The following is a 23,771-nucleotide window of genomic DNA, read 5'->3' on the forward strand; positions in this document are numbered from 1 at the left end:
AAGATGAAAGCGCACGATTTAAAATATAAGATTCCGTCGCTTGATTCATTTAAACGGTATGGGCGTGTGAAGCGGGTAGTTGGCTTAATGATTGAATCACAAGGACCGGAAAGTTCAATTGGTGATATTTGCTTGATTCACTCTAAAGACAACAAGCGGACAGTTATGGCGGAAGTAACCGGATTTCGTGATGAAATGATTATATTAATGCCGTATCGAAATATAAATGAAATTTCTCCAGGAAGCCTTGTTGAATCACTGGGCCATCCACTTCAAGTAAAAGTGGGTCCAGCATTGATTGGGAAAATTATTGATCCGCTTGGTGAGCCATTTGATGATTCTGTTTTGCCCCGCACATTAACAGCGATCGAAACAGAAGCAGAACCGCCGAATCCGATGACAAGACCGCCCATTCGTGAAAAGCTTGAGGTCGGCGTTCGGGCTATCGATGGTATGCTGACAGTCGGAAAAGGCCAGCGTGTCGGAATCTTTGCAGGGAGCGGCGTTGGAAAAAGCACATTGCTCGGCATGATTGCTCGAAATACAAAAGCTGATTTAAATGTCATTGCTTTAATCGGTGAGCGTGGACGTGAAGTGCGGGAATTTATCGAGCGTGATCTCGGTCCTGAAGGAATGAAAAAATCAATCGTGGTCGCCGCAACGTCGGATCAGCCTGCATTGATGCGTATTAAAGGTGCTTTTACAGCAACAGCGATTGCCGAATACTTTCGTGATAAAGGGCTCAATGTAATGCTAATGATGGATTCGGTTACACGGGTGGCTATGGCGCAGCGTGAAATTGGTCTGGCGGTCGGCGAACCACCTGCAACAAAAGGATATACACCTTCTGTTTTTGCGATTATGCCAAAGCTGTTAGAACGGACGGGTACAAATGAACATGGCACGATCACAGCTTTTTACACAGTCCTCGTTGACGGTGATGATATGAATGAACCGATTGCAGATGCAGTGCGCGGAATTTTAGATGGACATATTGTGCTGGATCGCGAACTTGCAAATAAAGGGCAATATCCGGCCATCAATGTACTGAAAAGCGTCAGCCGGCTTATGCCGCATATCGTCAGCCGGAGTCACTACGATGCAGCTGTTGCCGTACGGGATTCGCTGAACACGTATTTGAACTCGGAAGATTTAATTAATATCGGTGCCTATAAAAAAGGTTCGTCTGCTGAAATCGATCGGGCGATACAAAACTATCAGCCGATTCTCTCTTTTTTAAAGCAGCGAACTGATGAACAAGCAACGTTGGATGAAACAGCCCTTGGATTAGTTCGTCTTGTAGATGGAAAGGATGGATAGGACGTGGCATTTGATTACAAGTTCGAAAAAATCATGCAGCTTCGTGAGCGTGAAAAAGAAGAATCAGAGACCGTTTTTAGAGAAGCGCAAAATCAATTTGAAGTAGAAGCAAACAAGCTTTATGGGCTGCTAAAGAAAAAAGAAGATTTAATTGTCATGCAGGAACAAAAAATGAAGTCAGGCTTTTCGGTTCTTGACATTCAACACTATCAGCAATTTATTTCTAATTTAGAAAAGTTAATTGATCAGCAGCAGCGAATAGTCGTAACCGCACGCGGTCGAATGCAATGGTGCGAACAGCAGCTCAAAGAAAAAAATATTGAAGTGAAAAAATATAGTAAAATCCGCTCGAACGATTTAACGCATTATCGCAAGTCGATGGCTTTAGAAGAAATGAAACAAATGGACGAGCTTTCCTCTATCCAGTTTATGAACCGAAAGATCAGGTGATAGGCAAATGGCAAGAAAAAAGAAAAAAGTCGATCCGGCTGAAATGGAAGAAAAAAAGGGATATAACACATTTCAATGGATCTTGTTTGTAGCCGTCATTCCTATCCTGTTTGCACTGACAATTGCATTAGTTGTCATGACCATTGCAGGTGTCAATGTGTTTGAGAAAACGAAAGAAATAGCAGGAAATGTGCCGTATGTTTCGGAGTGGATCGCACCTGCAGAACAGGATGGAAAATCAGATAGCGAAAAAGTAGTAGAGCTTCAGGCTGAAATGAAAAATAAAGAAGCAGAAATTGAGCAGTTATCAGGCGACCTTGAAAGCTCAAAAACAGAAATTGAAGAATTGCTGACAGAACAGGACCGGCTGAATGCGGAACTAAAGCAGCTTCAACAGCAGCAAAAAGAAACAGCAGATACGGTGAAAACCGAAACAACAAACAATGTAGCAAAAACATATGAATCAATGGATGAAGAAAGCATTGCCGGTATTATCATCAACTTAACTAATAATGAAGCAGTCGCTATTTTGCAGGAACTGAGTGTGGAGAAACAAGCGGCTGTATTAGAAAATCTGGAAGCGAAAAAAGCCGCTGAATATACAAAAATATTATCGAATGAGTAAAGAATAATGACTGGAAATGTGAGATAATGTTGAAGGAAAAGGAGGTGTAGTACATGCAGGTTGTTTTAGGCTCGATTTCTACATCGTTATCTAACGGTGCATCTTTAAGCCCATCGCTGCTGCCAACAGCAGGCGGCTTCAGCAGCTTGCTTCTCGGCTCGGTTCAGCAAAGCGCTCAAAATACAGAAGCATCAAATAAAACAATTGAAGACGTTTCATCTGATTTCTCTACGATGCTCGCTTCATTATTCAAGCCGGCAGATTCAATAGAAGCATTAGTAGAGGATAAGATGGAGCTCGCGGCCATGGCCGAAGAACTTCTTGAAAAAGGAGAAATGCCCTCGGTTCAGGACTTGGCTTTTTTGCTGCAAGTAGATGCAGAGGCTTTACAAGATTCATTACGAAAACTGGCACAGCTATTTAGCAGTAAAGGAGAATTGAGCGAATCATTAAAAAAAGCAATTGACTCTATGCTAAATGAAGTGAGTACGAACCAGCCAGCAGACAAATTGCCTTTAGAAGAACTAACGATCCTTATAAAGCTGATAACAGAGAATGCGTCACTGCCATTTAAAGAAACGGATAAGCAGTTGATAGCTTCTGTAGTGAAAGCAGCGCAGCTAGTAAACTATTTTGCGAAACACCTTCCGAAACAGGAGGCTCGTTTTCAAACACTGCAGGCAGCGTTGAAAAATGAGGCAGTACTGTTGGAACAACAAACTGTCACCTCTTCACAATCAAGTACAAGACAAGTTAGTTTACAAACCGCATTTGCAAACTATAACAGCGCTCAAGAGGTAGGAGAAGCCACTGGCAGTAAGGCTCCATCAGTAAAATCTGTTGCGCAGTCAGCTGAATCAGTGAACCCGTTTTTAAATCAGTTGTCTAAAACAGAACAGTTTGTCATGAGCGTCAAGACTAATCCGCGGCCGATGAACATGGAACAGTTTATCGAGAAATTCACAGAAATTTTAGGGAAAGCCAATATGATGAAAACACCAAACGGGACTAAAATGCTTATTAAGCTTTACCCCGAGCAGCTTGGCTCGCTTCGTATTGAATTGCTGCAGCAAAATGGTGTCATGACGGCTAAAATTTTGTCGTCTACCCAAGCGGTGAAAGAACTGCTTGAGCAAAACGCCCACCAGTTAAAGCACGCATTTAACCAGCAAAATGTAACAGTCGACAAACTTGATATTGCAAGTCCGGATACGAGACAGCATTTGTTTGACCGGGGTGCCCAACAGCAGCGTCAGCAAGAACAAAAACAGTCGAATGAACAGTCAGAAGAGCAAAATGACAGCGAAAAGCTTTCTTCATTTGAAGAGGCATTATTACATGCGGAAGTTGAGGTATAACCCATGTCGAAAATTGATCCCTCGCTTTATTTAGCGAACAATCCGGCCCAAACGAAACAAACAGGCAATAGTGCGCTTGGGAAAGACGAATTTTTGAAAATTTTAATGGCCCAGCTGCAAAACCAGGATCCACTCAGTCCGATGGAAGACAAAGATTTTATTGCACAAATGGCCCAGTTTTCATCACTTGAGCAAATGACCAACATGACGTCTATGATTGAAAAAATGGTTCAAGCTCAAACCGCTTCCCAAATGATCAATTATCAGTCATTCGTCGGCAAAAATGTTGTTTGGCATAAATTAACGGATCAAAAGGATGCAGATGGACAGCCCGTTGTGGAAACAGGAAATGGCACGGTAGCATCAATTAAGTTCGCTGGAGAAAATGTGCAGTTTACATTAGCAGATGGAACCGTACTCGAGCCTGGTAATATTTCTGAATTAATGGGCGACGAAAGTTCTTCTGGCAGTATCATTAGTTCAAATCCATTAGTTGAAGCGAGCTATCTGATTGGTCGTACGGTTACGTGGGGAGCAGACGGTTCAGAACAAAACGCAGCGGTTCAGTCCGTTTCAATGAAGGATGGACAAGTTTGGCTGCAGCTTGCAAATGGAGAAAAAATAGCTGCTTCAACCTTAACGAAAATAGAATAGGCGGGTGATAAGTATGAAATCAATCAACCCGATCGTACATGGAACACGCCAGCCGATTATGCCGCCTGCAAAAAAAGAGACAAGCCAAAGTGTTTCGACGAGTTTTAATGAAACGCTGAAAACTATTTCAACGCTCTCTGAATCGCTCACCATTTCCAAACATGCGGCGCAGCGGTTAAACGAACGGGGCATTCAAATCAATGAAAATGAATGGAATTTAATTGGCCAAAAGTTATCAGAAGCAAAATCAAAAGGCGTCACGGATTCACTTGTCGTATTGAAAGATGCAGCACTTGTCGCAAGCGCCAAAAACAACACAATCATTACGGCAATGAACCGAGAAGAAGCAAACACACATATTTTTACAAATATTAACGGCACTATTCTCATGGATAATTAATTTTCAAACTGGCTGGACCGTAAAGGAAGCCAACCGTCTGCCGACCGACCGACGCAGACGAATTCGAAAGGGGAAAACAAAATTATGTTACGTTCAATGTACTCAGGGATCAGCGGCATGAAAAACTTTCAAACAAAGCTTGATGTGATTGGGAATAATATTTCCAATGTTAATACGTATGGATTTAAAAAAGGACGGACAGTGTTTAAAGATCTTGTATCTCAGCAAATAGCAGGCGCAAATGGACCAACTGCTGGAGGGCGTGGAGGTGTAAACCCTAAGCAGGTAGGGCTCGGTGTACAATTGGCTGCTATTGATACGATTCATACAGAAGGATCCACACAGACAACAGGAAGAACACTTGATTTAGCGATCTCTGGCGATGGTTTTTTTCAAGTGAATGACGGTACGAACACGTACTATACGCGTGCAGGTAACTTCTATATGGATCAAAATGGAGATCTTATTAATTCTGATGGGTTTTACCTGGGGGAAGTTGGGGCGCCATTTAACATTCCGACAACAGCCACAAGCCTCAGCATTGGGACCGGTGGGACAATCAGTTACATTGATGGCGGTGTTTTAAATACGGCACAACAAATTGAAATCGCAAAATTTGCGAATCCTGAGGGCCTCAGCAAAGCAGGGGCGAACTTCTATGGAATTACCGACAACTCGGGTGAGCCGGAAATTGGTATACCGGGTTTAGATGGTCGAGGTGCAATTGCTCCTGGCTCATTAGAAATGTCCAACGTTGATTTATCTGAAGAATTCACCGAAATGATCGTGGCACAGCGTGGTTTTCAGGCAAATACGCGAATCATTACAACATCAGATGAGATATTGCAGGAATTAATGAGCATGAAGCGTTAATATACTTATTTTACTCTTGAGTGCAGGGGAGGGACAGGGCTGATCTATTCAGCCCTGGCATATATGATTACTGTGACGAGGCTGAACGGCAAACCGTTCTCGTTAAATGCTATTTACATAGAAACAGTCGAGAGCTTTCCGGACACAACCATTACGTTAACGAATGGAAAAAAATATGTCGTCCGCGAGCCACATGATCAAGTCATGACGGATATTGAATTGTTTTACACACGCATTTCGCTTCTCGGGAAAGTGAAAGCGGAGGAGGACCACGATGGAGAATGAACAAAAGGCGCCTAAAAATAAATTAATGATGATTATGGTTGTTTTGCTGGCTGTCATTTTGCTAGCGGGAACGATCGCCGTAGTCATTATTTTACGGTCATCAGGCGGAGATGGAGCGGATAAAGAACCGACCATTGATGAAGTACTTGAATCGTCAGTTGATATTCCTGAAATGACGACAAATCTTGCATCCGATGATTTTATCCGGATTTCGTTTAAAATCCAAACAGACAGTCCGGAAGCGATGGAAGAAATGACAAAGCGTGATTTTCAAGCGAAGGATTTAATTATTCAAAAGCTTTCAGAAATGACGGCTGAAGATTTAAAAGGCGAGGCTGGAAAACAAAAACTTACAGAAACGCTTAAAACAGAGTTAAATAGTATTATGCAAGATGGAGAAGTAGAGGCTGTGTACATCACCTCATACATTATTCAATAACGATGCCTGTAATTGATCGGAGGTGAGGCAATTGTCAGGAGAAATTTTGTCTCAAAATGAAATTGATGCATTATTGTCCGCTTTATCGACCGGAGAAATGGATGCAGAAGAATTAAAAAAAGAAGAAGAAGAAAAGAAAGTAAAAGTATACGACTTTAAAAGAGCATTGCGCTTTTCAAAAGATCAAATTCGAAGTTTAACGAGAATGCACGATAACTTCGCCCGAATTTTAACAACCTTTTTTGCGGCTCAGCTTCGAACTTACGTACAGCTCGAAGTCGTATCTGCCGACCAGATTCCATATGAAGAGTTTATTCGATCCATCCCGAATCGAACGATTTTAAATGTGTTTGAAGTGCCGCCTCTTGAAGGCCGAATATTAATGGAAGTGAACCCAAATGTCGCTTATGCGATGCTGGACCGGCTTCTTGGCGGGCGTGGAGTAAGTGTTAATAAAGTGGAAAACTTAACGGAAATTGAAACACGGATTATGTCCAATATGTTTGATCATGCATTTGAAAATTACCGGGAAGCATGGTCAAACATCGTTGAAATTGATCCAATTGCGACCGATTTTGAAGTAAATCCACAATTTTTGCAAATGGTTTCACCTAATGAAACAGTCGTAGTTATTTCTTTGAATACAACGATTGGTGAAACAACAGGCATGATCAATATTTGCATTCCCCATGTTGTATTGGAACCTATTATCCCGAAACTGTCTGTTCATTATTGGATGCAAAATCCGGATAAAAAAGAACGGAGTCCGAACGAAGTTGAAAATCTAGACAGTCGAATAAAGAAAGCATCATTGCCTGTCATAGCCGAACTTGGACAAACCGTCATAACGATCGAAGAGTTTTTGATGATGTCGGAAGGGGATGTCATTGGTTTAAACACAAGGGTCGGAGATGCATTGACAATAAAAGTCGGCAATGTGCCAAAATTTTCGGCTCAGCCTGGACGAGTTAATCGCAAGTTAGCCGTTCAAGTGCTTGATTATGCGAAAGGAGGGGAAAACGATGATGAGTGATGACATGTTATCACAAGAAGAAATTGATGCTTTGTTAAAAGGCGGAGACAATGAAGATTTAGAAGAAAGTTCAGCGCTCGATTCAGTGGGAAGTGTTGAAGAATACTTAGATGCTTTTGAACAGGATACGCTTGGCGAAATTGGCAACATTTCTTTCGGCAGTTCAGCTACTGCACTCTCAAGCCTGCTTAATCAGAAAGTAGAAATAACGACTCCGACTGTTTCAGTTGTAGAAAAAAGTCGGTTGAAAGACGAATTCCCTCACCCATATGCGGCGATTGAAGTTCAATACACCGAAGGGTTTTCTGGGGCTAATTTATTTGTGATCCATCAAAATGATGCTGCCATTATCGCGGATTTAATGCTTGGGGGAAGCGGTGTAGATGTGGCTCATGACCTTGGGGAATTACAGTTGAGTGCAGTACAGGAAGCGATGAACCAAATGATGGGTTCATCCGCAACATCTATGTCGACCATTTTTAATAAAAGAGTGGATATTTCGCCGCCATCCATTTCTCTTTTAAACCTTCATGAAGGAGAAGGAACTGATACAATACCTGAACAAGAGCTGTTAATCAAAATTTCTTTCCGGCTAACTGTCGGGGAATTGATTGACTCGAATATTATGCAGCTGATCCCACTTCAATTTGGAAAACAGCTCGTAACCGAATTAATGAACCCGGCGCAGCCGCAAAACGAACCGGCGGCACCACCGATTCAACAGGCTCCAGCAGCAGATCCTTCACTGCCGCCACCGTCTCATACACAAACCAAGGAAACAATCCCGCAGCCTCCTCCATACGCGGAGCCACCGCTTCCTTCTAGACCAACAAACGAGCCTGCTTACATAGGAGGCAGTTCGTTTGGGCAGGCTGCACAAGGAAATGTGGAAACGGCAGTTTTTTCATCTTTCCAGTCACCGCAGCTTGGCGAACATGAAGCGCGTAATTTAAATATGTTGTTTGATATTCCACTTCAAGTGACGGTTGAGCTTGGCCGTACAAATCGGAATGTCAAAGATATTTTAGAGTTAACTTCTGGATCTATTATTGAGTTAGATAAATTAGCGGGAGAACCCGTTGATGTTCTCGTCAACAATCGCCTTGTTGCAAAAGGTGAAGTTGTCGTAATAGAAGAAAACTTCGGTGTCCGAATTACAAATATCGCTAGTCCGGCAGACCGATTAAAAAATTTGAATTAATTAATCACAGGGGGTTAAAAGAATGAGTAATCGAATTTTAGTAGTGGATGATGCAGCATTTATGCGAATGATGATTAAAGATATTTTGTCGAAAAACGGTTTTGAGGTAGTGGGAGAAGCTGAAAATGGAGCACAGGCTGTCGAAAAATATGCGGAATTAAAGCCGGATTTAGTCACGATGGATATTACAATGCCTGAAAAAGATGGGATTGCTGCATTGAAAGAAATTAAAGCAGCCGATTCAGGTGCCAAAATTATTATGTGTTCGGCAATGGGACAGCAATCAATGGTTATTGATGCGATTCAAGCTGGCGCAAAAGATTTTATTGTAAAACCGTTCCAAGCGGATCGTGTTATTGAAGCAATTTCCAAAGTGCTTTCTTCTTAAGGTGTGATTATTCATGAAATCATTGATAAAATGCATCTTTGCGTTATTATTGACATTTGTGTTGTTTTCCGGCAATGAAATCATTGCCGGAGCAGCCCTATCCAATAAAAGTAGTGTACAAGATTGTATAAAAAATCCGGATTTGTGCGAGCAGGAACAGCCGAAAGAGGAAAATAATCAAGAGTCAGAAACAGAGGACGTGGCAGCTCCGGTTGGCATCGGCTTTTTAGATATTGTCCGGATGATTGCGGCACTTGCTTTCGTAGTGGCGCTTCTTTATTTTTTATTGAGGTTTATTAACAAAAAAAGTCGTTCTTATCAGGAAAGTCACATTGTTCGACATTTAGGAGGGACTGCGCTTGGGGGCAGCCGCTCTGTCCAAATTGTGAAAGTGGGAGACCGAGTGTTTGTCCTAGGTGTTGGGGAGGACGTTTCATTATTAAAAGAAATTGAGGATCCAGTTGAACGCGAAGATTTGATCAGCCGTTACGAAGATCAGTCTGAGATGATGATTCAGCCTGCTGACATTGTGAACAAGCTGAGAAACCGATTTAATAAACAGGCAGAAATAAAAGAACCAGTTCAATTTAAACGGGAATTCGAGAAGAAAATAAACGAGCTGAAAAAAAACCGGGAACAAGCGATGCGGGATTTAGCAGATAGGGAGCGAAATCAGGATGAATGAATTTATGGAGTTTTTCAATTCAAGTGATCCTGAAAATGTCTCTACATCTGTAAAATTACTGTTAACGCTGACGATTCTCTCCCTTGCTCCCAGCATTTTAATTTTAATGACATGTTTTACGCGGATCATTATTGTGCTGTCATTTGTTCGAACGGCACTCGCAACGCAGCAAATGCCGCCGACACAGGTGCTGCTCGGACTTTCGCTTTTTTTAACCTTTTTTATTATGTCTCCTGTCCTTCAGGAAGTGAATGATAAAGCGCTGACACCGCTTTTTAATGAAGAAATTAATCTTGAAGAAGCATATACACTCGCAAGCGGGCCCTTTAAAGAGTTTATGAGTGAGCAAACCCGCCAGAAAGATTTGCAGCTGTTTTTAAACTACACGCAAGCTGAACAGCCGGAATCGATTGACGATATTCCATTAACGACACTTGTACCAGCATTTGCGTTAAGCGAAATAAAAACGGCTTTTCAAATCGGCTTTATGATTTTTATTCCGTTTCTTGTTATTGATATGATCGTGGCGAGTGTCCTGATGTCTATGGGGATGATGATGCTCCCGCCGGTTATGATTTCTCTTCCATTTAAAATTTTGCTTTTTGTTCTCATTGACGGCTGGTATTTAGTGATTGAATCTTTACTTCAAAGCTTCTAGGAAGGTGAAAAAATGAACACGGAAATGGTTATTTCTATTGCTGAAAAAGGTGTATATACAATCCTCATCGTTTGCGCGCCGCTCCTGCTTCTTGCGCTCGGTATTGGGCTGGCGGTTAGCATCTTTCAGGCGACAACCCAAATCCAGGAACAAACTCTTGCCTTTGTGCCTAAAATTGCTGGGGTAATGATTGGGATGATTTTTTTTGGTCCTTGGATGCTTGAACGAATTATTACATATACAACCGATATTTTCACTAATTTAACGAGATTTGTCGGGTAGCGAGTATGACAGAGCTTATCCCAAATTTATCTGTTTTTCTGCTTATTCTCGTTCGTGTATCGTCCTTTTTTGTGACGATGCCTTTGTTTTCATACCGAACGATTCCCGCACAGCACCGGGCTGCTTTTTCATTGGTGCTCGCCTGGACAATGTATTATACAATCGATGCCACGCCTTTTGAAATTAACGGGGAATACATTCTGCTCATTTTAAAAGAAGCGATGACAGGTCTTTTGATCGGGCTGGCAGCGTTTATTGTCTTATCCGCTATTCAGATTGCCGGTGGGTTTATTGACTTTCAGATGGGTTTTGCCATCGCAAATGTCATCGATCCGCAAACGGGTGCTCAAAGTCCATTAATGGGACAGTATTTATACATGTTTTCGCTTTTAATGCTGCTTTCATTAAACGGCCATCATTTAATATTAGATGGCATTTTTTATAGCTATGAATTTATTCCAATCGATCAGCTTTATTTGCCTTTTGGCAATGGAGAAGCTGCCTATTACATGGCAAGAACATTCAGCGGTGTATTTTTGATCGCATTTCAAATGTCAATGCCGGTTGTTGCAGTGCTTTTTTTAACTGACGTGATGCTCGGAATTGTTGCACGTACGGTGCCACAGCTGAATATTTTTGTCGTCGGCTTTCCGCTAAAAATAGGCGCAGGCTTTGCGGTTTTATTTATTGTCATAGGTGTTATTTTTACATTAGTACGTGATTTGTTCGGTCTGATGCTCTATACAATCCGGGATTTAATGACTATTTTTGGAGGCGGGTAACGTTATGCTGCTTAAACTGAACTTGCAGTTTTTTGCTGGTGAAAAAACTGAAAAAGCAACGCCGAAAAAAAAGCAGGACTCCCGTAAAAAAGGACAGGTTACGAAAAGCCAGGATTTAAATACAGCGGTCAGTTTATTAGTTCTATTCGGTTTTTTATCAATATTTGCAGTTTCGATGGGGACAAATATTTTTCATATGTTTCAGCATTCGATTCAATATTACATGTTAATGGATGTAACAGAAGCGAATTTAAAAACGATCGTTTTTGAAATTATGGAACAATGTTTCTATATTCTGGCTCCGTTAATGCTCGCAGCCGTAGCGGCTGGGGTCATTGCAAATTACGCTCAAGTCGGCTGGCTTGTGACAACGGAACCCCTTATGCCAAAATTGGAAAAATTAGATCCGATTAAAGGATTTAAAAAAATATTTTCTTTACGATCGATTGTAGAATTATTAAAATCTATTTTAAAAATCGGCTTTGTCGGCACTGCCGCTTTCGTAATTTTATGGACGAATATGGATGAGGTATTAAAAACTGCCTTGAAACCTATTGAAGATACATTGCCTTTTGTCGGTTCTTTAACAGTCCAGATGGGGCTAGTTGCAGCAGCAGCTTTACTTGTTTTGGGGGTCTTAGATTATTTTTATCAAAAATTTGATTTTGAAAAAAGCTTACGCATGTCAAAGCAGGATATTAAAGATGAGCATAAAAATTCAGAAGGGGACCCGCTCATCAAATCAAGAATCCGCCAGACACAAAGAGAAATGGCGATGCGCCGTATGATGCAGGAAGTGCCGAATGCGGATGTTGTCATTACGAATCCGACCCACTATGCCATTGCGTTAAAGTATGATGAGTCAAAAAGGGACGCGCCTTATATTGTCGCAAAAGGAACAGACTACGTCGCCCAGAAAATTAAACTGGTCGCAAAAGAAAATGGTGTAATGACGGTTGAAAATCGTCCGCTTGCCCGGGCGCTTCATGGTCAGGCAGAAATTGGCGATTCGGTGCCGGAAGAATTTTTTAAAGCGATTGCTGAAATTTTGGCGTACGTATATCGGATAAAAAATAAATTGTAATTTTTTGTTAGGAGAGAAAAAAATGAAAGCAAGAGATCTCATAGTTTTATTAAGCGTCATCTTAATTGTAGCCATGCTTATTGTTCCGTTGCCAACATGGCTGATAAGTGTGCTAATCATCATAAATATTTCTCTTGCGCTTCTCGTTTTGCTCATCTCCATGAACATGAAAGAAGCGTTGGAGTTTTCAGTATTTCCATCGCTCCTTTTATTATTGACATTATTCCGGCTTGGTCTGAATGTGTCGACAACGCGTTCCATATTGAGTCATGGTGAAGCTGGGGGCGTTGTCGAGACATTCGGCACATTTGTTGTTGGCGGCAATTTAATCGTTGGTATGGTTATATTTATCATTCTCGTCATTATTCAATTTGTTGTTATCACAAAAGGGGCCGAACGTGTATCAGAAGTTGCAGCCCGGTTTACACTCGATGCTATGCCGGGGAAGCAAATGAGTATTGATGCCGATTTGAATGCTGGCATGATTACAGAAGTACAGGCGCGTGAACGGCGCGAAAAAGTCAGCGGCGAAGCCGACTTTTACGGCGCGATGGATGGAGCAACAAAGTTCGTTAAAGGAGACGCGATCGCCGGAATCATCATGGTCATTATTAACTTAATTGTCGGCATCGTGATTGGTGTGATGCAGCAGGAATTATCGTTTGCAGAATCCGCCGCTCGTTATTCTCTTTTAACTGTTGGCGATGGGATTGTCTCCCAAGTACCAGCTTTGCTGATTACAACCGCAACCGGTATTGTGGTCACACGAGCCGCTTCTAAAGGGAACTTAGGTGAAGAAATTACTGAACAGCTTTTGCGCTATCCGTCCATGCTGTACATTGCAGCCGGAACTATTTTTCTGCTGGGCCTTGCCACGCCAATTAATGATATCTTGACGATTCCGGTTGCTGCTGGTATTGCTTTTGGCGGTTATAGAATTTCACGTGCACCGAAAGAAGAAGTGGACGACTCATTGCCATCAGTTGAAGAAACGGAAACAGAAGAAATGAAAAGCCCTGAATCTGTCGTTAATTTGTTGACAGTGGATCCCATTGAATTTGAATTTGGCTACGGGCTAATTCCGCTGGCTGATACAAATCAAGGTGGAGATTTGCTTGACCGTATTGTGATGATCAGACGGCAGCTGGCGCTTGAAATGGGTCTTGTCATTCCGGTTGTCCGGATTCGTGATAATATTCAGCTTCAGCCAAATGAATACCGTATGAAAATTAAGGGCAGCGAAGTGGCAGCCGGAGAGCTGCTGCTTGACCATTATTTAGCGATGAGTCCTGGTGAAGAGGACGACATGGTGGAAGGTATTGACACAATTGAACCTTCATTTGGTCTTCCAGCTAAATGGATTACAGAAGAAGCAAAAGAACAGGCGGAGATTTTTGGCTATACGGTCGTTGACCCGCCAAGTGTTGTTTCGACTCATTTAACAGAAACGATTAAAAAACATGCGAACGAACTCTTAGGCCGCCAGGAAACACAGCAGCTTATTGACCATTTGAAAGAAACCTATCCTATTTTAGTAGATGAAGTCACACCAAATCCGTTGTCTGTGGGTGAAGTTCAAAAAGTGCTGGCGAAATTATTGAGAGAAAACTTATCCATTCGCAATTTGCCCATTATTTTTGAAACACTTGCTGATTTTGGGAAGATGACATCAGATACTGATTTATTAACAGAATACGTTCGTCAAGCGCTTGCCCGTCAAATTACGACGCAATTTGCTGATGAAGGCGGGTCCTTAAATGTTATTACGCTTTCAGGGCGGATTGAAAAGTTAATTGCAGATGGCGTGCAGCAAACGGAACACGGAAATTATTTATCGATTGACCCGAATGATTCACAACGCATACTAGAAGCGACAGCTCAGCAAGTCGAACAGGCATCTTTCATGCAGCAATCGCCTGTGATCCTTTGTTCACCTGCTATTCGTATGTATGTGCGACAGCTGCTGGAACGGTATTTTCCACAAATTCCAGTACTGTCTTATAATGAACTTGAACCAAGTGTAGAAGTGCAGAGTACAGGGGTGGTGACAATCGAATGAAAGTAAAAAAATACCGGGCTTCTTCCATGCCGGAAGTGATGAAAAAGGTGAGGGCAGAACTTGGTGCCCAAGCGGTTATTTTGCAATCAAAAACGGTTTATTCAGGCGGATTTTTAGGTTTATTTAAGAAAAAAAACATTGAAGTTGTAGCGGCTGTTGATCCTAACGCTGCACTCGTCGCAGATGTGCCGGATATTGCCCTATCACCTGTCCAGCAGAAGCCGGTTTTGACGATGCCGGCAGAGTTGAAAAGTGAGATGAACAACATGAAAAAAATGATTCAAGAGCTGCAAAAATCTGCTTCTTCGCCTGTTTTATATCCGGACGCCATGAAGTCCGTAATGGATCAGTTAGAGCGACAAGGCATATTACGGGAGCTTCGCGATCAAACGGCATCCTATTTGCTTGAAAAATGGAACGTAGAAAAAGCAGCCGTGACAGAACAGCAAACAAAAGAGTGGGCGTTTGATTATTTAAAGAACTGTCTGCCGTCCATAAATCCGAATCAGAAAAAAACAGTAAAGTATTTTTACCTTCTTGGGCCGACGGGAGTTGGAAAAACGACAACTATTGCCAAGCTTGCATCTAAGCAAGTATTGGAAGAAAACAAAAAAGTAGCGTTTATTACAATGGATACGTATCGAATTGCAGCAATTGAACAATTGAAAACCTATGCTGGACTTTTAAATGCTCCGATGAACGTTGCTTATTCCGAAGAGGATATGAAACAAGCGATTCGAGAATTTGATTCTTTTGAAAGTGTCTTTATTGACACAGCGGGCCGAAATTATCTTGAAGGACAATATGTAGCGGATCTTCAGCCTTTTATCAGGCAGCGTATAAAAGAATCAGCTTACTTTCTTGTTTTAAGTGCGGCAGCAAAAGAAGAAGATTTACATGAGATTATCAAAAACTTTTCATCTGTAAAAATGGATGGTTTTATTTTTACAAAAGTAGATGAGACAAAAACAAAAGGTTTAATTATAAATTTGATGTATACTTATAAAGTCGGTACTTCATATATAACCAATGGTCAAAATGTACCAGATGATTTAATTGAATCATCAAACGATATTCTAATAGAATGCTTATTTAAGGACTGAAGAATATGAATGATCAAGCAGCATTACTTCGCCAAAAAATGATGCAGAAGTCATTAAGACCAACGCATGAGAATCAAAAACATGCCAAGACATTAGCGATTGTCAGCGGCAAAGGCGGCGTTGGTAAAACGAACATTTCAGTTAATTTGGCAATTGGGCTCGCCAAATTAAATAAAAAAGTTTTGCTGTTTGATATGGATATTGGGATGGGTAATATTTATCATTTAATTAATGGCAACACATCTTTATCAATTGCTGACTTTTTTGAAAAAGATCGCCCGATGGTTCAATTAATTCAAGGTGGTCCTGAGGGCATTTCTTATATTCATGGAGGCTCCGCTTTCTCGCAGCTATTTGAATGGAAAAAAGCGTATAAGGAAAAATGGATCTCAGCACTTGAATCGCTTGCTGGAGAATATGATTTCTTGCTTTTTGATATGGGTGCGGGTGCCACGAAAGAAAGTTTGAATATTCTTGAAGCAGCAGATGAGGTGCTGGCAGTCACAACACCTGAGCCGACAGCGATGACAGATGCATATTCCATGATCAAGTTTATTTATATGCGCGATCGTCAAAAATCTTTTTACTTAGTCTGCAATCGGGTTGAGACAACGAAAGAAGGACAAGAAACAGCCAATCGCTTAAAGAGTACAATGGAAGCTTTTTTGAACGTAACGCCTGTTTTCCTTGGATCGCTTCCGGAAGATTCATACGTAAGAAAAGCTGTGAAAATAGGACATCCATTTATTCTCTCCTATCCGAAAACAAAGATTTCGGTATCTTTTCAGCAAATTGTTCATCAATATGCTGATGTGCCAGAAACGATTCTTGAAGACCGGCCCCGCTTTATTGCGAAGCTCCGCCGCTTCTTTACAGAAAGAGGGGATCACGAATGAATACAAAAAAAATTCTCGTTGTGGATGATTCCGCTTTTATGAGAAAGCTAATTTCCGAGTTTTTATCTGAACACCCTCAACTTGAAGTCATTGCTTTCGGACGTAATGGACAAGATGCTGTGAAAAAGGCGTTAGAATTACAACCAGATGTCATTACTCTTGATATTGAAATGCCGGAAATGGACGGGCTCGAAGCATTGAAAGTGATTATGGAAAAACAGCCTTGCCCTGTTGTAATGCTGTCCAGCTTAACAAAAGAAGGCTCTGAAACAACGTTGAAAGCAATGGAATTTGGTGCTGTGGATTTTATCGCCAAACCATCTGGGACAATTTCGTTAGACCTTCACAAAATTAAAGATGTGCTTATTGAGAAAGTCTTAGCTGCATCAAAAGCGAATATTAGCATGAAGCCTGTTTTGTCAGCAAAGCCGGTGACGATTCAGCCGCCGGTTAACAATCCGCATTCAGTGACTAACACATTTTTTTCCCAAACACGGGAAAAAAAAATGAACAAGCTTGTTTTAATTGCTACATCAACAGGTGGCCCACGCGCATTGCAGCACGTAGTTACAAAGCTGCCTGGTTCACTTCCGGCACCGGTGATCGTTGTGCAGCATATGCCGCCAGGTTTTACGAAGTCTCTGTCAGACCGACTTGACTCGCTGTCTGATATCCGAGTTAAAGAAGGCGAAGACGGGGAAATTTTGCAAAATGGGACAGTTTATATCGCACCAGGCGGAAAACATTTACGGTTAAGAAAAATGGGAACGTCTATTGTTGTAGTATTAGATGAATTGGCTTCTGAGGGAGGGCATCGGCCGTCAGCTAACGCTACGTTTCGTTCGGCGGCAGAAATCCATGATATTGAAAAAGTGGCAGTTATTATGACGGGTATGGGATCAGATGGAGCAGAAGGGCTGATTAAATTAAAAGAAACCGGCACTGTTAATGCGATTGCGGAAGCGAAAGAAACATGTGTTGTTTATGGGATGCCAAAAGCAGCCGTTGCGACCCATCTTATCGATGACGTAGTCCCGGTCGATGAAATTGCTTCAGCTATTGTTAAGCACGTATACAATAAGAGGTGAACACGGATGGATATGAATCAGTACTTAGAAATTTTTATTGACGAAAGCAAAGAACATCTTCAGGCAATGAATGAACATTTACTCCAATTGGAGAAAGAGCCGAACAACATCACAATAGTGAACGAAATTTTCCGTTCAGCCCATACATTAAAAGGCATGTCGGCTACGATGGGCTATGAGGATTTAGCTAATTTAACGCACAAGCTTGAAAATGTGCTCGATGCAATTCGCAATCAACAAATATCTGTCACATTAGCCATAATGGATACGGTTTTTTCATCAGTGGATGACCTTGAAGCGATGGTAGAAGATATTGCGGCAGGAGGCGATGGGAAGCGGGATGTAGCTGCAATTGTGCAGAAGCTTCTTCTCATTGAGCAAGGGGAAGCGGCAGCGGCAATAGACGTTCCTGAAGCGCCAGCGGATGCTGCAGCAGGAAACAGCCTTCAATATGATGAATTTGAATGGACAGTTATTGACCAGTCGAAAGAGCAGGGATTTACTTGTTTGGAGGTGGCTGTTTCACTCCGGGCAGACTGCGTACTTAAAGCAGCCCGTGTTTTTATGGTATTTAAAGTACTCGAAAAGTGTGGAGAAGTAATCAAGTCTGTTCCTTCTTCAGATCAGCTGGAAGAAGAAAAATTTGATGAAACTTTCACAGTCACGTTAATTACACAAGAACCCGTAGAAGATATTCAGGCAAAAACAAAAAAAGTCTCCGAAGTAGAGCATGTTCGTATTACAGAAATTGTATCTGGTACCCAGGAGGAAATAAAAACTCCTGTACAACGGGCTGTTCCTGAAGCCAAACAGACTAATCCAGTACTAGAAAAAGAGACAATTCAGCCAGCTGAAGAAGAGAAACGTGCAGCAAAATCATCAAAGCAGCCCGTTTCCAACAAAACGATTCGTGTGAACATTGAGCGTCTCGATATTTTAATGAATTTGTTCGAAGAGCTCGTCATTGACCGAGGGCGTCTTGAGTCCATTTCGGCAGAACTGAATCACAGCGAATTAAATGAAACAGTGGAACACATGTCACGTATTTCAGGAGATTTGCAAAATATTATTCTAAATATGCGGATGGTACCCGTTGAAACCGTTTTTAACCGTTTTCCAAAACTGGTTCGCCAGCTGTCAAGGGACTTGAACAAGCAAATCAATTTAGAAATCATTGGTGCGGAAACGGAGCTTGATCGTACCGTTATTGATGAGATTGGTGACCCGCTCGTCCATTTACTTCGAAACGCGGGTGATCATGGAATTGAAATGCCGGAAGCGCGTCTTGCCAAAGGAAAGCCGGCTGAAGGAACAATAAAGCTAAAAGCTTATCACAGCGGTAATCATGTCTTCATTGAAATTGAAGATGATGGCGCAGGCATTAATAAAGAACGAGTACTGAAAAAGGCGCTGGATAAAGGTATTGTAACGGAAGAGCAGGCACTTGGAATGACGGATCGTCAAATTTTTGAATTAATTATGGCGTCGGGATTCTCAACCGCTGAAGTCATTTCTGATTTGTCTGGACGAGGCGTTGGATTAGACGTGGTGAAAACGACGATTGAATCTTTAGGCGGCTCGATAACAATTGATTCCGTTGAAGGATCTGGATCTGTTTTTTCTATTCAACTGCCACTGACACTGTCGATTATTTCCGTTATGCTCGTGGAAGTGGAAAAAGAAAAGTATGCGATTCCGCTTTCCTCTATTATCGAAACAGCTATTGTCAAAAAAGAAGAAGTGCTAAACGCGCACAATCAGCAAGTCATTGATTTTAGAGGAAAAGTGGTTCCTCTTCTGTTTTTAGAAGATATTTTCTCCGTACCTCATCAAGAGGAAGACGACCGCTTTTATTCGATTGTGATTGTTCGTAAAGGCGAGAAAATGGCTGGTTTAGTTGTTGATTCATTTATTGGTCAGCAAGAAGTCGTACTGAAATCGCTTGGGAACTATTTATCAAACGTTTTTGCCATTTCCGGTGCCACTATTTTAGGTGACGGACAAGTAGCGCTAATTGTAGACTGTAATGCGCTGATCAAATAAGGGGAGGTGCACAAAGTGAGTGAGATTCATGCATCCACAACAGTAAAAGTTATTGCTTTTCAATTGATAGATAAAGAATATGCACTTCCAGTTCATCAGGTGTACTCGATTGAAAAATTAATGCATATTACACGTGTGCCAGGAACTGTTTCATTTGTTAAAGGAGTCATTAATTTGCGTGGTGTTGTGACACCGATTATTGATTTGCGCAGTCGATTTGGCTTATCTGATGAACAATATGACGATTCGACCCGCATTATTATTGCGGCCCTCGACAATATAGAAGTCGGGCTCATCGTCGACGGTGCAAATGATGTACTTGATATTCCAGTTGATGCCATTGAGCCCCAGCCTGAAGTAGTTGGCTCACTCGGAGATGAATATATAACCGGCGTGGCTAAGCTCGACAAAAGATTGCTGATTATGCTAAGTCTACAAAAGATTTTTAAATAAAGGCGGCCGATTATGAACTACATTGATAAAATTCAGCCCATTCATCTCGATATTTTAAAAGAAGTCGGCAATATAGGGGCGGGTCATGCTGCTACAGCCCTCTCTAGCCTATTAAACCGAAAAATTGATATGAAAGTGCCAAACGTCCGGATTGTTCCTTTTGCAGAAATGATGGAGTTGACAGGTGGTTCTGAAAAAGAGGTTGTTAGTGTCAGCCTTGGTATTGAAGGAGAAGCAGGCGGCAATATGTTTTTTATGCTGACAGTAGAAGAAGCAAACCGCTTTATTCAAAAATTAATGAACGATGAATCGTTTACGTTTCATGATCGCAATGTCCATAATATTGGCTTTTCCGCTATGCAGGAAATGGGCAATATTTTATCTGGTTCCTATTTATCCGCACTAGGTGATTTTACACAATTAAAGCTGCAGCCATCTGTACCCGAACTTGCTGTTGATATGTTTGGAGCCATTATTAGCTACGGACTGCTTGAAATCTCTCAATACAGTGATTATACAATTGTCATTGACACCATTTTAACGGAAATGGATGAAGGGAATGTGGAAATTGTAAAAGGTCATTTTTTTCTTCTTCTGTCACCCGACTCCTTTCCGGTGTTGTTCGAAGCACTTGGAGCTGGCTATGGTAAATAAGACGGGCGAAATCGTAAAAGTCGGTATTGCCGATCTGAATGTTGTAAAGCCGCCTGACATGATTAGAACGTCAGGACTCGGCTCTTGTGTGGGTGTTGTTCTGTACGATGAATCGATTCAGATTGCCGGCATGGTGCATGTTATGCTTCCGGATTCAAGCCTTGCCAAAGCGGATATAAAAAATAAAGCGAAATTTGCGGATACCGGTATTCAGGCGCTCATTAAGGAACTGGAAAAACGCGGCACGCGATCGGTCCGCTTAAAAGCAAAAATAGCCGGTGGTGCTCAAATGTTTCAATTTAAATCCGGGACTGATTTAATGAAAATAGGTCCCCGAAATGTAGCCGCTGTCAAAGAGCAGCTTCAAGCGGCGCGTATCCCGATTCTTTCGGAAGATACCGGCGGCAGCAGCGGTCGGACAATTGAATTTAACCCCTCCACTTCTCTGCTTCATATTCGAACTGTGGATAAAGGTGAACAAACGATTTAATTACAGCAGCGGCAAGCATTCCGCTGCTTTTTTGTGTATATTGTTGGCAAGAAGGAGACTTTTCTTTAAAATAAAAGAAAGACTTGCAACGTGCTGTCATTTATTACGCTGGGAGGAGAGATTAGATGGCCAAACAAATGCCCCAGGATGAGCAGAAATTATGGGAGAGGTGGAAAGAAGAGCAGCATCCGGACGATGGGGATGTCCTCGTTGCCCGTTATATGCCGCTCGTTACGTTTCATTGCCGGCGTATTGGCGCTGCTCTCCCGAAAACAGTGAGCAGAGAAGAAGTGGCGAGCTATGGAATGACAGGTCTTTACGACGCCCTTCTGAAATTTGAGCCGTCGCGGGATTTAAAGTTTGACACATATGCCTCCTTTCGCATTCGAGGAGCCATTTTAGATGGACTTCGAAAAGAGGACTGGCTCCCAAGAGCAGCAAGGGAAAAATCGAAAAAAATTGAAGCTGCTTCTTCAAAGCTGGAGCAGAAATATTTACGGGCTGTTACACCCGATGAAGTAGCGGAAGAACTTGGGCTTTCTGTCGAGGACGTGCAAGACACGATGGCAGAACATTTTTTCGCTCATATACTATCAATGGATGAGCAGCTTCAAGACCAGGATCAACCGGAAGGAGCCGGCTTTGTCTTAAAAGATCAGCTGACGAAAACGCCGGAGGAAGAAGTAGTAAAACAAGAACAAATTGAGGAATTGTCAGCTCAAATTAAGAAGTTGACAGAGAAAGAACAGCTTGTTATTGATCTTTTTTATAAAGAAGAGCTCACGTTAACTGAGATTGGTGAAGTACTGAACCTTTCCACATCACGTATTTCTCAAATTCATTCAAAAGCACTTTTTAAACTAAAGCAGCAGCTGCTGAAAAATTAGCCAGTCTAACCCTGAAAAGCAGCAAGGGGAACAGCAACAGCGAAAAAAGAAACAGCAAAAGAAGGCGTATGCGCATCCATATAAGGGGCAGCAAATCAACTTCAGCGGATGAGAGGGACGTATGACAACATTTTTAATCACGATTTCTTTTTTAATTCATGCGATGAGTTTATTCGCCTTGATCATCCTTTTTCAGCGGCAGAACAAGCTGCATAATTCAGAGAAAAAAATGAAGCAGACCGCAGTGGAAATGGAAGAGATGATGACGGCTTTTTTAATGGAAATAAAAGAAGAAAATGAACAGTTCATTGCCCAGTTAACAAAAGAAGCACCGATAAAAAAAGTAAAACCGCCTGTCGAGATTGAACATGAAGACAAGCTTTTACCACCACTTACATCGCGAAAAGCAGCAGCAAAAGCATATGCTGGGGCGAAATCTGCTAAAGAAGAAACAGAACTACAGGCAGATATGCCGCTTGCACTGCAAATGGGTGAAATGAAAAAACAAGGAATGACAGACGAAGAAATAGCAAAAGCGCTGCATGTCGGCATGACGGAAGTAAAGCTTGCGCTTAAATTTAACAAAATTGAACAAAAATAGTTGCGGGGCAATAGTGAATATGATATAGTAACTAACGGTGTTAATACACACGCCTTTTGATTCGCCAACTGGTGCCGTTCTTGACGGAAGCTGGCTGAAAACGAGAAAGGCGGAGGAAATTTAACCAAACAGGAGGAAACAACACATGTCAGTAATTTCAATGAAGCAATTGCTTGAAGCAGGCGTTCACTTCGGTCACCAGACTCGCCGTTGGAACCCAAAAATGAAGAAGTACATTTTCCAGGAGCGTAACGGGATCTACATCATTGATCTTCAAAAAACAGTTCGCAAAGTGGAAGAAGCGTACAAATTTGTAAGAGAAGTTGCCGGTGACGGTGGTAAAGTATTGTTCGTGGGAACAAAAAAACAGGCACAAGATTCTGTGAAAGAAGAAGCAGAACGTTCAGGTCAATACTACGTAAACCAACGCTGGTTGGGTGGTACACTTACAAACTTCTCTACAATCCAAAAACGTGTACAACGTTTGAAAAACATTGAAAAAATGCAAGAAGACGGTACATTCGATGTGCTTCCAAAGAAAGAAGTTGTTCAGCTTAAAAAAGAGCATGAGCGTCTTGTGAAATTCCTTGGCGGTATTCGTGATATGAAAGGTCTTCCGGATGCGCTTTTCATCATCGATCCACGCAAAGAGCGTATCGCTGTTGCAGAAGCACGTAAATTAAACATCCCGATCGTTGGAATTGTTGATACAAACTGTGATCCGGATGAAATCGACTACGTGATTCCAGCGAATGATGATGCAATCCGTGCGGTTAAACTTCTAACAGGTAAAATGGCTGATGCTGTTCTTGAAGCGAAACAAGGCGAAGAACTTGCTGAAGAAGCTGCTCAAGAAGAAGTGCAACAAGCTGAAACTGCAGAAGCTGCAGCTGAGTAATCAAACAGATAAAGGTGATAAGAGGGATACCCTTATCACCTTTTTTTAAAGAAATTAAAGATGAACCCGCAAAAAGCGGCCT

General features: G+C 41.8%; 28 protein-coding genes. All 28 read left to right on the plus strand.

Annotated features, from left to right (window positions below):
- Nucleotides 1-3 precede the first annotated feature (3 nt).
- The gene (fliI, locus tag VQ00_RS05585) at nucleotides 4-1,320 is read left to right on the plus strand and encodes a flagellar protein export ATPase FliI (protein WP_046179172.1); all 1,317 of its coding nucleotides are present in this window, start codon (nucleotides 4-6) and stop codon (nucleotides 1,318-1,320) included.
- 3 nt (nucleotides 1,321-1,323) lie between these two features.
- Nucleotides 1,324-1,770: a flagellar export protein FliJ gene (fliJ, locus tag VQ00_RS05590; protein ID WP_046179173.1), complete on the plus strand. Its 447-nt coding sequence runs from the start codon at nucleotides 1,324-1,326 to the stop codon at nucleotides 1,768-1,770.
- Between the two features lie 7 nt (nucleotides 1,771-1,777).
- Entirely contained in the window at nucleotides 1,778-2,395 is a 618-nt protein-coding gene (locus VQ00_RS05595; protein ID WP_046179174.1) for a MotE family protein, read from the plus strand.
- Nucleotides 2,396-2,448: 53 nt separating this feature from the next.
- Complete coding sequence (locus tag VQ00_RS05600; RefSeq protein ID WP_046179175.1) at nucleotides 2,449-3,753, plus strand: flagellar hook-length control protein FliK; 1,305 nt, start codon at nucleotides 2,449-2,451, stop codon at nucleotides 3,751-3,753.
- A gap of 3 nt (nucleotides 3,754-3,756) precedes the next feature.
- Nucleotides 3,757-4,407 (plus strand): flagellar hook assembly protein FlgD, encoded by a 651-nt coding sequence (gene flgD / locus VQ00_RS05605; RefSeq protein ID WP_046179176.1) that lies wholly within the window; start codon nucleotides 3,757-3,759, stop codon nucleotides 4,405-4,407.
- A gap of 13 nt (nucleotides 4,408-4,420) precedes the next feature.
- The gene (locus VQ00_RS05610; protein WP_156153980.1) at nucleotides 4,421-4,807 is read left to right on the plus strand and encodes a TIGR02530 family flagellar biosynthesis protein; all 387 of its coding nucleotides are present in this window, start codon (nucleotides 4,421-4,423) and stop codon (nucleotides 4,805-4,807) included.
- Nucleotides 4,808-4,891: 84 nt separating this feature from the next.
- Entirely contained in the window at nucleotides 4,892-5,680 is a 789-nt protein-coding gene (gene flgG / locus VQ00_RS05615; protein WP_046179177.1) for a flagellar basal body rod protein FlgG, read from the plus strand.
- A 63-nt stretch (nucleotides 5,681-5,743) separates the two neighbouring features.
- The gene (locus VQ00_RS05620) at nucleotides 5,744-5,965 is read left to right on the plus strand and encodes a flagellar FlbD family protein (protein WP_046179178.1); all 222 of its coding nucleotides are present in this window, start codon (nucleotides 5,744-5,746) and stop codon (nucleotides 5,963-5,965) included.
- Nucleotides 5,955-6,404, plus strand: coding sequence for a flagellar basal body-associated protein FliL (fliL, locus tag VQ00_RS05625; RefSeq protein ID WP_046179179.1), 450 nt, complete (start codon nucleotides 5,955-5,957; stop codon nucleotides 6,402-6,404). Before VQ00_RS05620 ends, fliL begins: the two co-directional genes overlap by 11 nt.
- Before the next feature lie 31 nt (nucleotides 6,405-6,435).
- Nucleotides 6,436-7,437, plus strand: coding sequence for a flagellar motor switch protein FliM (gene fliM / locus VQ00_RS05630; protein WP_046179180.1), 1,002 nt, complete (start codon nucleotides 6,436-6,438; stop codon nucleotides 7,435-7,437).
- Complete coding sequence (fliY, locus tag VQ00_RS05635) at nucleotides 7,427-8,638, plus strand: flagellar motor switch phosphatase FliY (RefSeq protein ID WP_046179181.1); 1,212 nt, start codon at nucleotides 7,427-7,429, stop codon at nucleotides 8,636-8,638. Before fliM ends, fliY begins: the two co-directional genes overlap by 11 nt.
- 22 nt (nucleotides 8,639-8,660) lie before the next feature.
- On the plus strand, nucleotides 8,661-9,026 hold the full coding sequence (locus tag VQ00_RS05640) for a response regulator (RefSeq protein WP_046179182.1): 366 nt from the start codon (nucleotides 8,661-8,663) through the stop codon (nucleotides 9,024-9,026).
- A gap of 13 nt (nucleotides 9,027-9,039) precedes the next feature.
- On the plus strand, nucleotides 9,040-9,711 hold the full coding sequence (locus tag VQ00_RS05645; protein WP_052728366.1) for a flagellar biosynthetic protein FliO: 672 nt from the start codon (nucleotides 9,040-9,042) through the stop codon (nucleotides 9,709-9,711).
- Nucleotides 9,704-10,369 carry a flagellar type III secretion system pore protein FliP gene (gene fliP / locus VQ00_RS05650; RefSeq protein WP_046179183.1) on the plus strand — a complete coding sequence of 222 codons (666 nt, stop codon included), beginning with the start codon at nucleotides 9,704-9,706 and terminating at the stop codon, nucleotides 10,367-10,369. The genes VQ00_RS05645 and fliP overlap by 8 nt, the downstream gene beginning before the upstream one ends.
- A 12-nt stretch (nucleotides 10,370-10,381) precedes the next feature.
- On the plus strand, nucleotides 10,382-10,651 hold the full coding sequence (gene fliQ, locus VQ00_RS05655; protein ID WP_046179184.1) for a flagellar biosynthesis protein FliQ: 270 nt from the start codon (nucleotides 10,382-10,384) through the stop codon (nucleotides 10,649-10,651).
- Nucleotides 10,652-10,656: 5 nt separating this feature from the next.
- On the plus strand, nucleotides 10,657-11,433 hold the full coding sequence (gene fliR / locus VQ00_RS05660; protein ID WP_046179185.1) for a flagellar biosynthetic protein FliR: 777 nt from the start codon (nucleotides 10,657-10,659) through the stop codon (nucleotides 11,431-11,433).
- Nucleotides 11,434-11,437: 4 nt separating this feature from the next.
- The gene (gene flhB, locus VQ00_RS05665; protein WP_046179186.1) at nucleotides 11,438-12,517 is read left to right on the plus strand and encodes a flagellar biosynthesis protein FlhB; all 1,080 of its coding nucleotides are present in this window, start codon (nucleotides 11,438-11,440) and stop codon (nucleotides 12,515-12,517) included.
- Between the two features lie 22 nt (nucleotides 12,518-12,539).
- Entirely contained in the window at nucleotides 12,540-14,576 is a 2,037-nt protein-coding gene (gene flhA / locus VQ00_RS05670) for a flagellar biosynthesis protein FlhA (RefSeq protein WP_046179187.1), read from the plus strand.
- Nucleotides 14,573-15,679 carry a flagellar biosynthesis protein FlhF gene (locus VQ00_RS05675; protein ID WP_046179188.1) on the plus strand — a complete coding sequence of 369 codons (1,107 nt, stop codon included), beginning with the start codon at nucleotides 14,573-14,575 and terminating at the stop codon, nucleotides 15,677-15,679. Before flhA ends, VQ00_RS05675 begins: the two co-directional genes overlap by 4 nt.
- Nucleotides 15,680-15,684: 5 nt before the next feature.
- Entirely contained in the window at nucleotides 15,685-16,575 is an 891-nt protein-coding gene (locus VQ00_RS05680) for a MinD/ParA family protein (RefSeq protein ID WP_046179189.1), read from the plus strand.
- Nucleotides 16,572-17,663 carry a protein-glutamate methylesterase/protein-glutamine glutaminase gene (locus VQ00_RS05685; RefSeq protein ID WP_046179190.1) on the plus strand — a complete coding sequence of 364 codons (1,092 nt, stop codon included), beginning with the start codon at nucleotides 16,572-16,574 and terminating at the stop codon, nucleotides 17,661-17,663. The genes VQ00_RS05680 and VQ00_RS05685 overlap by 4 nt, the downstream gene beginning before the upstream one ends.
- 6 nt (nucleotides 17,664-17,669) lie before the next feature.
- Nucleotides 17,670-19,706 (plus strand): chemotaxis protein CheA, encoded by a 2,037-nt coding sequence (locus tag VQ00_RS05690; RefSeq protein WP_046179191.1) that lies wholly within the window; start codon nucleotides 17,670-17,672, stop codon nucleotides 19,704-19,706.
- A gap of 15 nt (nucleotides 19,707-19,721) precedes the next feature.
- Entirely contained in the window at nucleotides 19,722-20,159 is a 438-nt protein-coding gene (locus VQ00_RS05695) for a chemotaxis protein CheW (RefSeq protein ID WP_046179192.1), read from the plus strand.
- 12 nt (nucleotides 20,160-20,171) lie between these two features.
- Nucleotides 20,172-20,813: a chemotaxis protein CheC gene (locus tag VQ00_RS05700; protein WP_046179193.1), complete on the plus strand. Its 642-nt coding sequence runs from the start codon at nucleotides 20,172-20,174 to the stop codon at nucleotides 20,811-20,813.
- Nucleotides 20,803-21,303, plus strand: coding sequence for a chemotaxis protein CheD (locus VQ00_RS05705; protein ID WP_046179194.1), 501 nt, complete (start codon nucleotides 20,803-20,805; stop codon nucleotides 21,301-21,303). The genes VQ00_RS05700 and VQ00_RS05705 overlap by 11 nt, the downstream gene beginning before the upstream one ends.
- 125 nt (nucleotides 21,304-21,428) lie before the next feature.
- Nucleotides 21,429-22,190, plus strand: coding sequence for a FliA/WhiG family RNA polymerase sigma factor (locus tag VQ00_RS05710; RefSeq protein ID WP_046179195.1), 762 nt, complete (start codon nucleotides 21,429-21,431; stop codon nucleotides 22,188-22,190).
- Nucleotides 22,191-22,311: 121 nt separating this feature from the next.
- Nucleotides 22,312-22,791 (plus strand): DUF6115 domain-containing protein, encoded by a 480-nt coding sequence (locus VQ00_RS05715; protein ID WP_046179196.1) that lies wholly within the window; start codon nucleotides 22,312-22,314, stop codon nucleotides 22,789-22,791.
- A gap of 145 nt (nucleotides 22,792-22,936) precedes the next feature.
- Entirely contained in the window at nucleotides 22,937-23,689 is a 753-nt protein-coding gene (gene rpsB, locus VQ00_RS05720; RefSeq protein WP_046179197.1) for a 30S ribosomal protein S2, read from the plus strand.
- Nucleotides 23,690-23,771: the final 82 nt, after the last annotated feature.

The organism is Domibacillus tundrae (assembly GCF_000970675.1).
GTDB classification, from domain to species: domain Bacteria; phylum Bacillota; class Bacilli; order Bacillales; family Domibacillaceae; genus Domibacillus; species Domibacillus tundrae.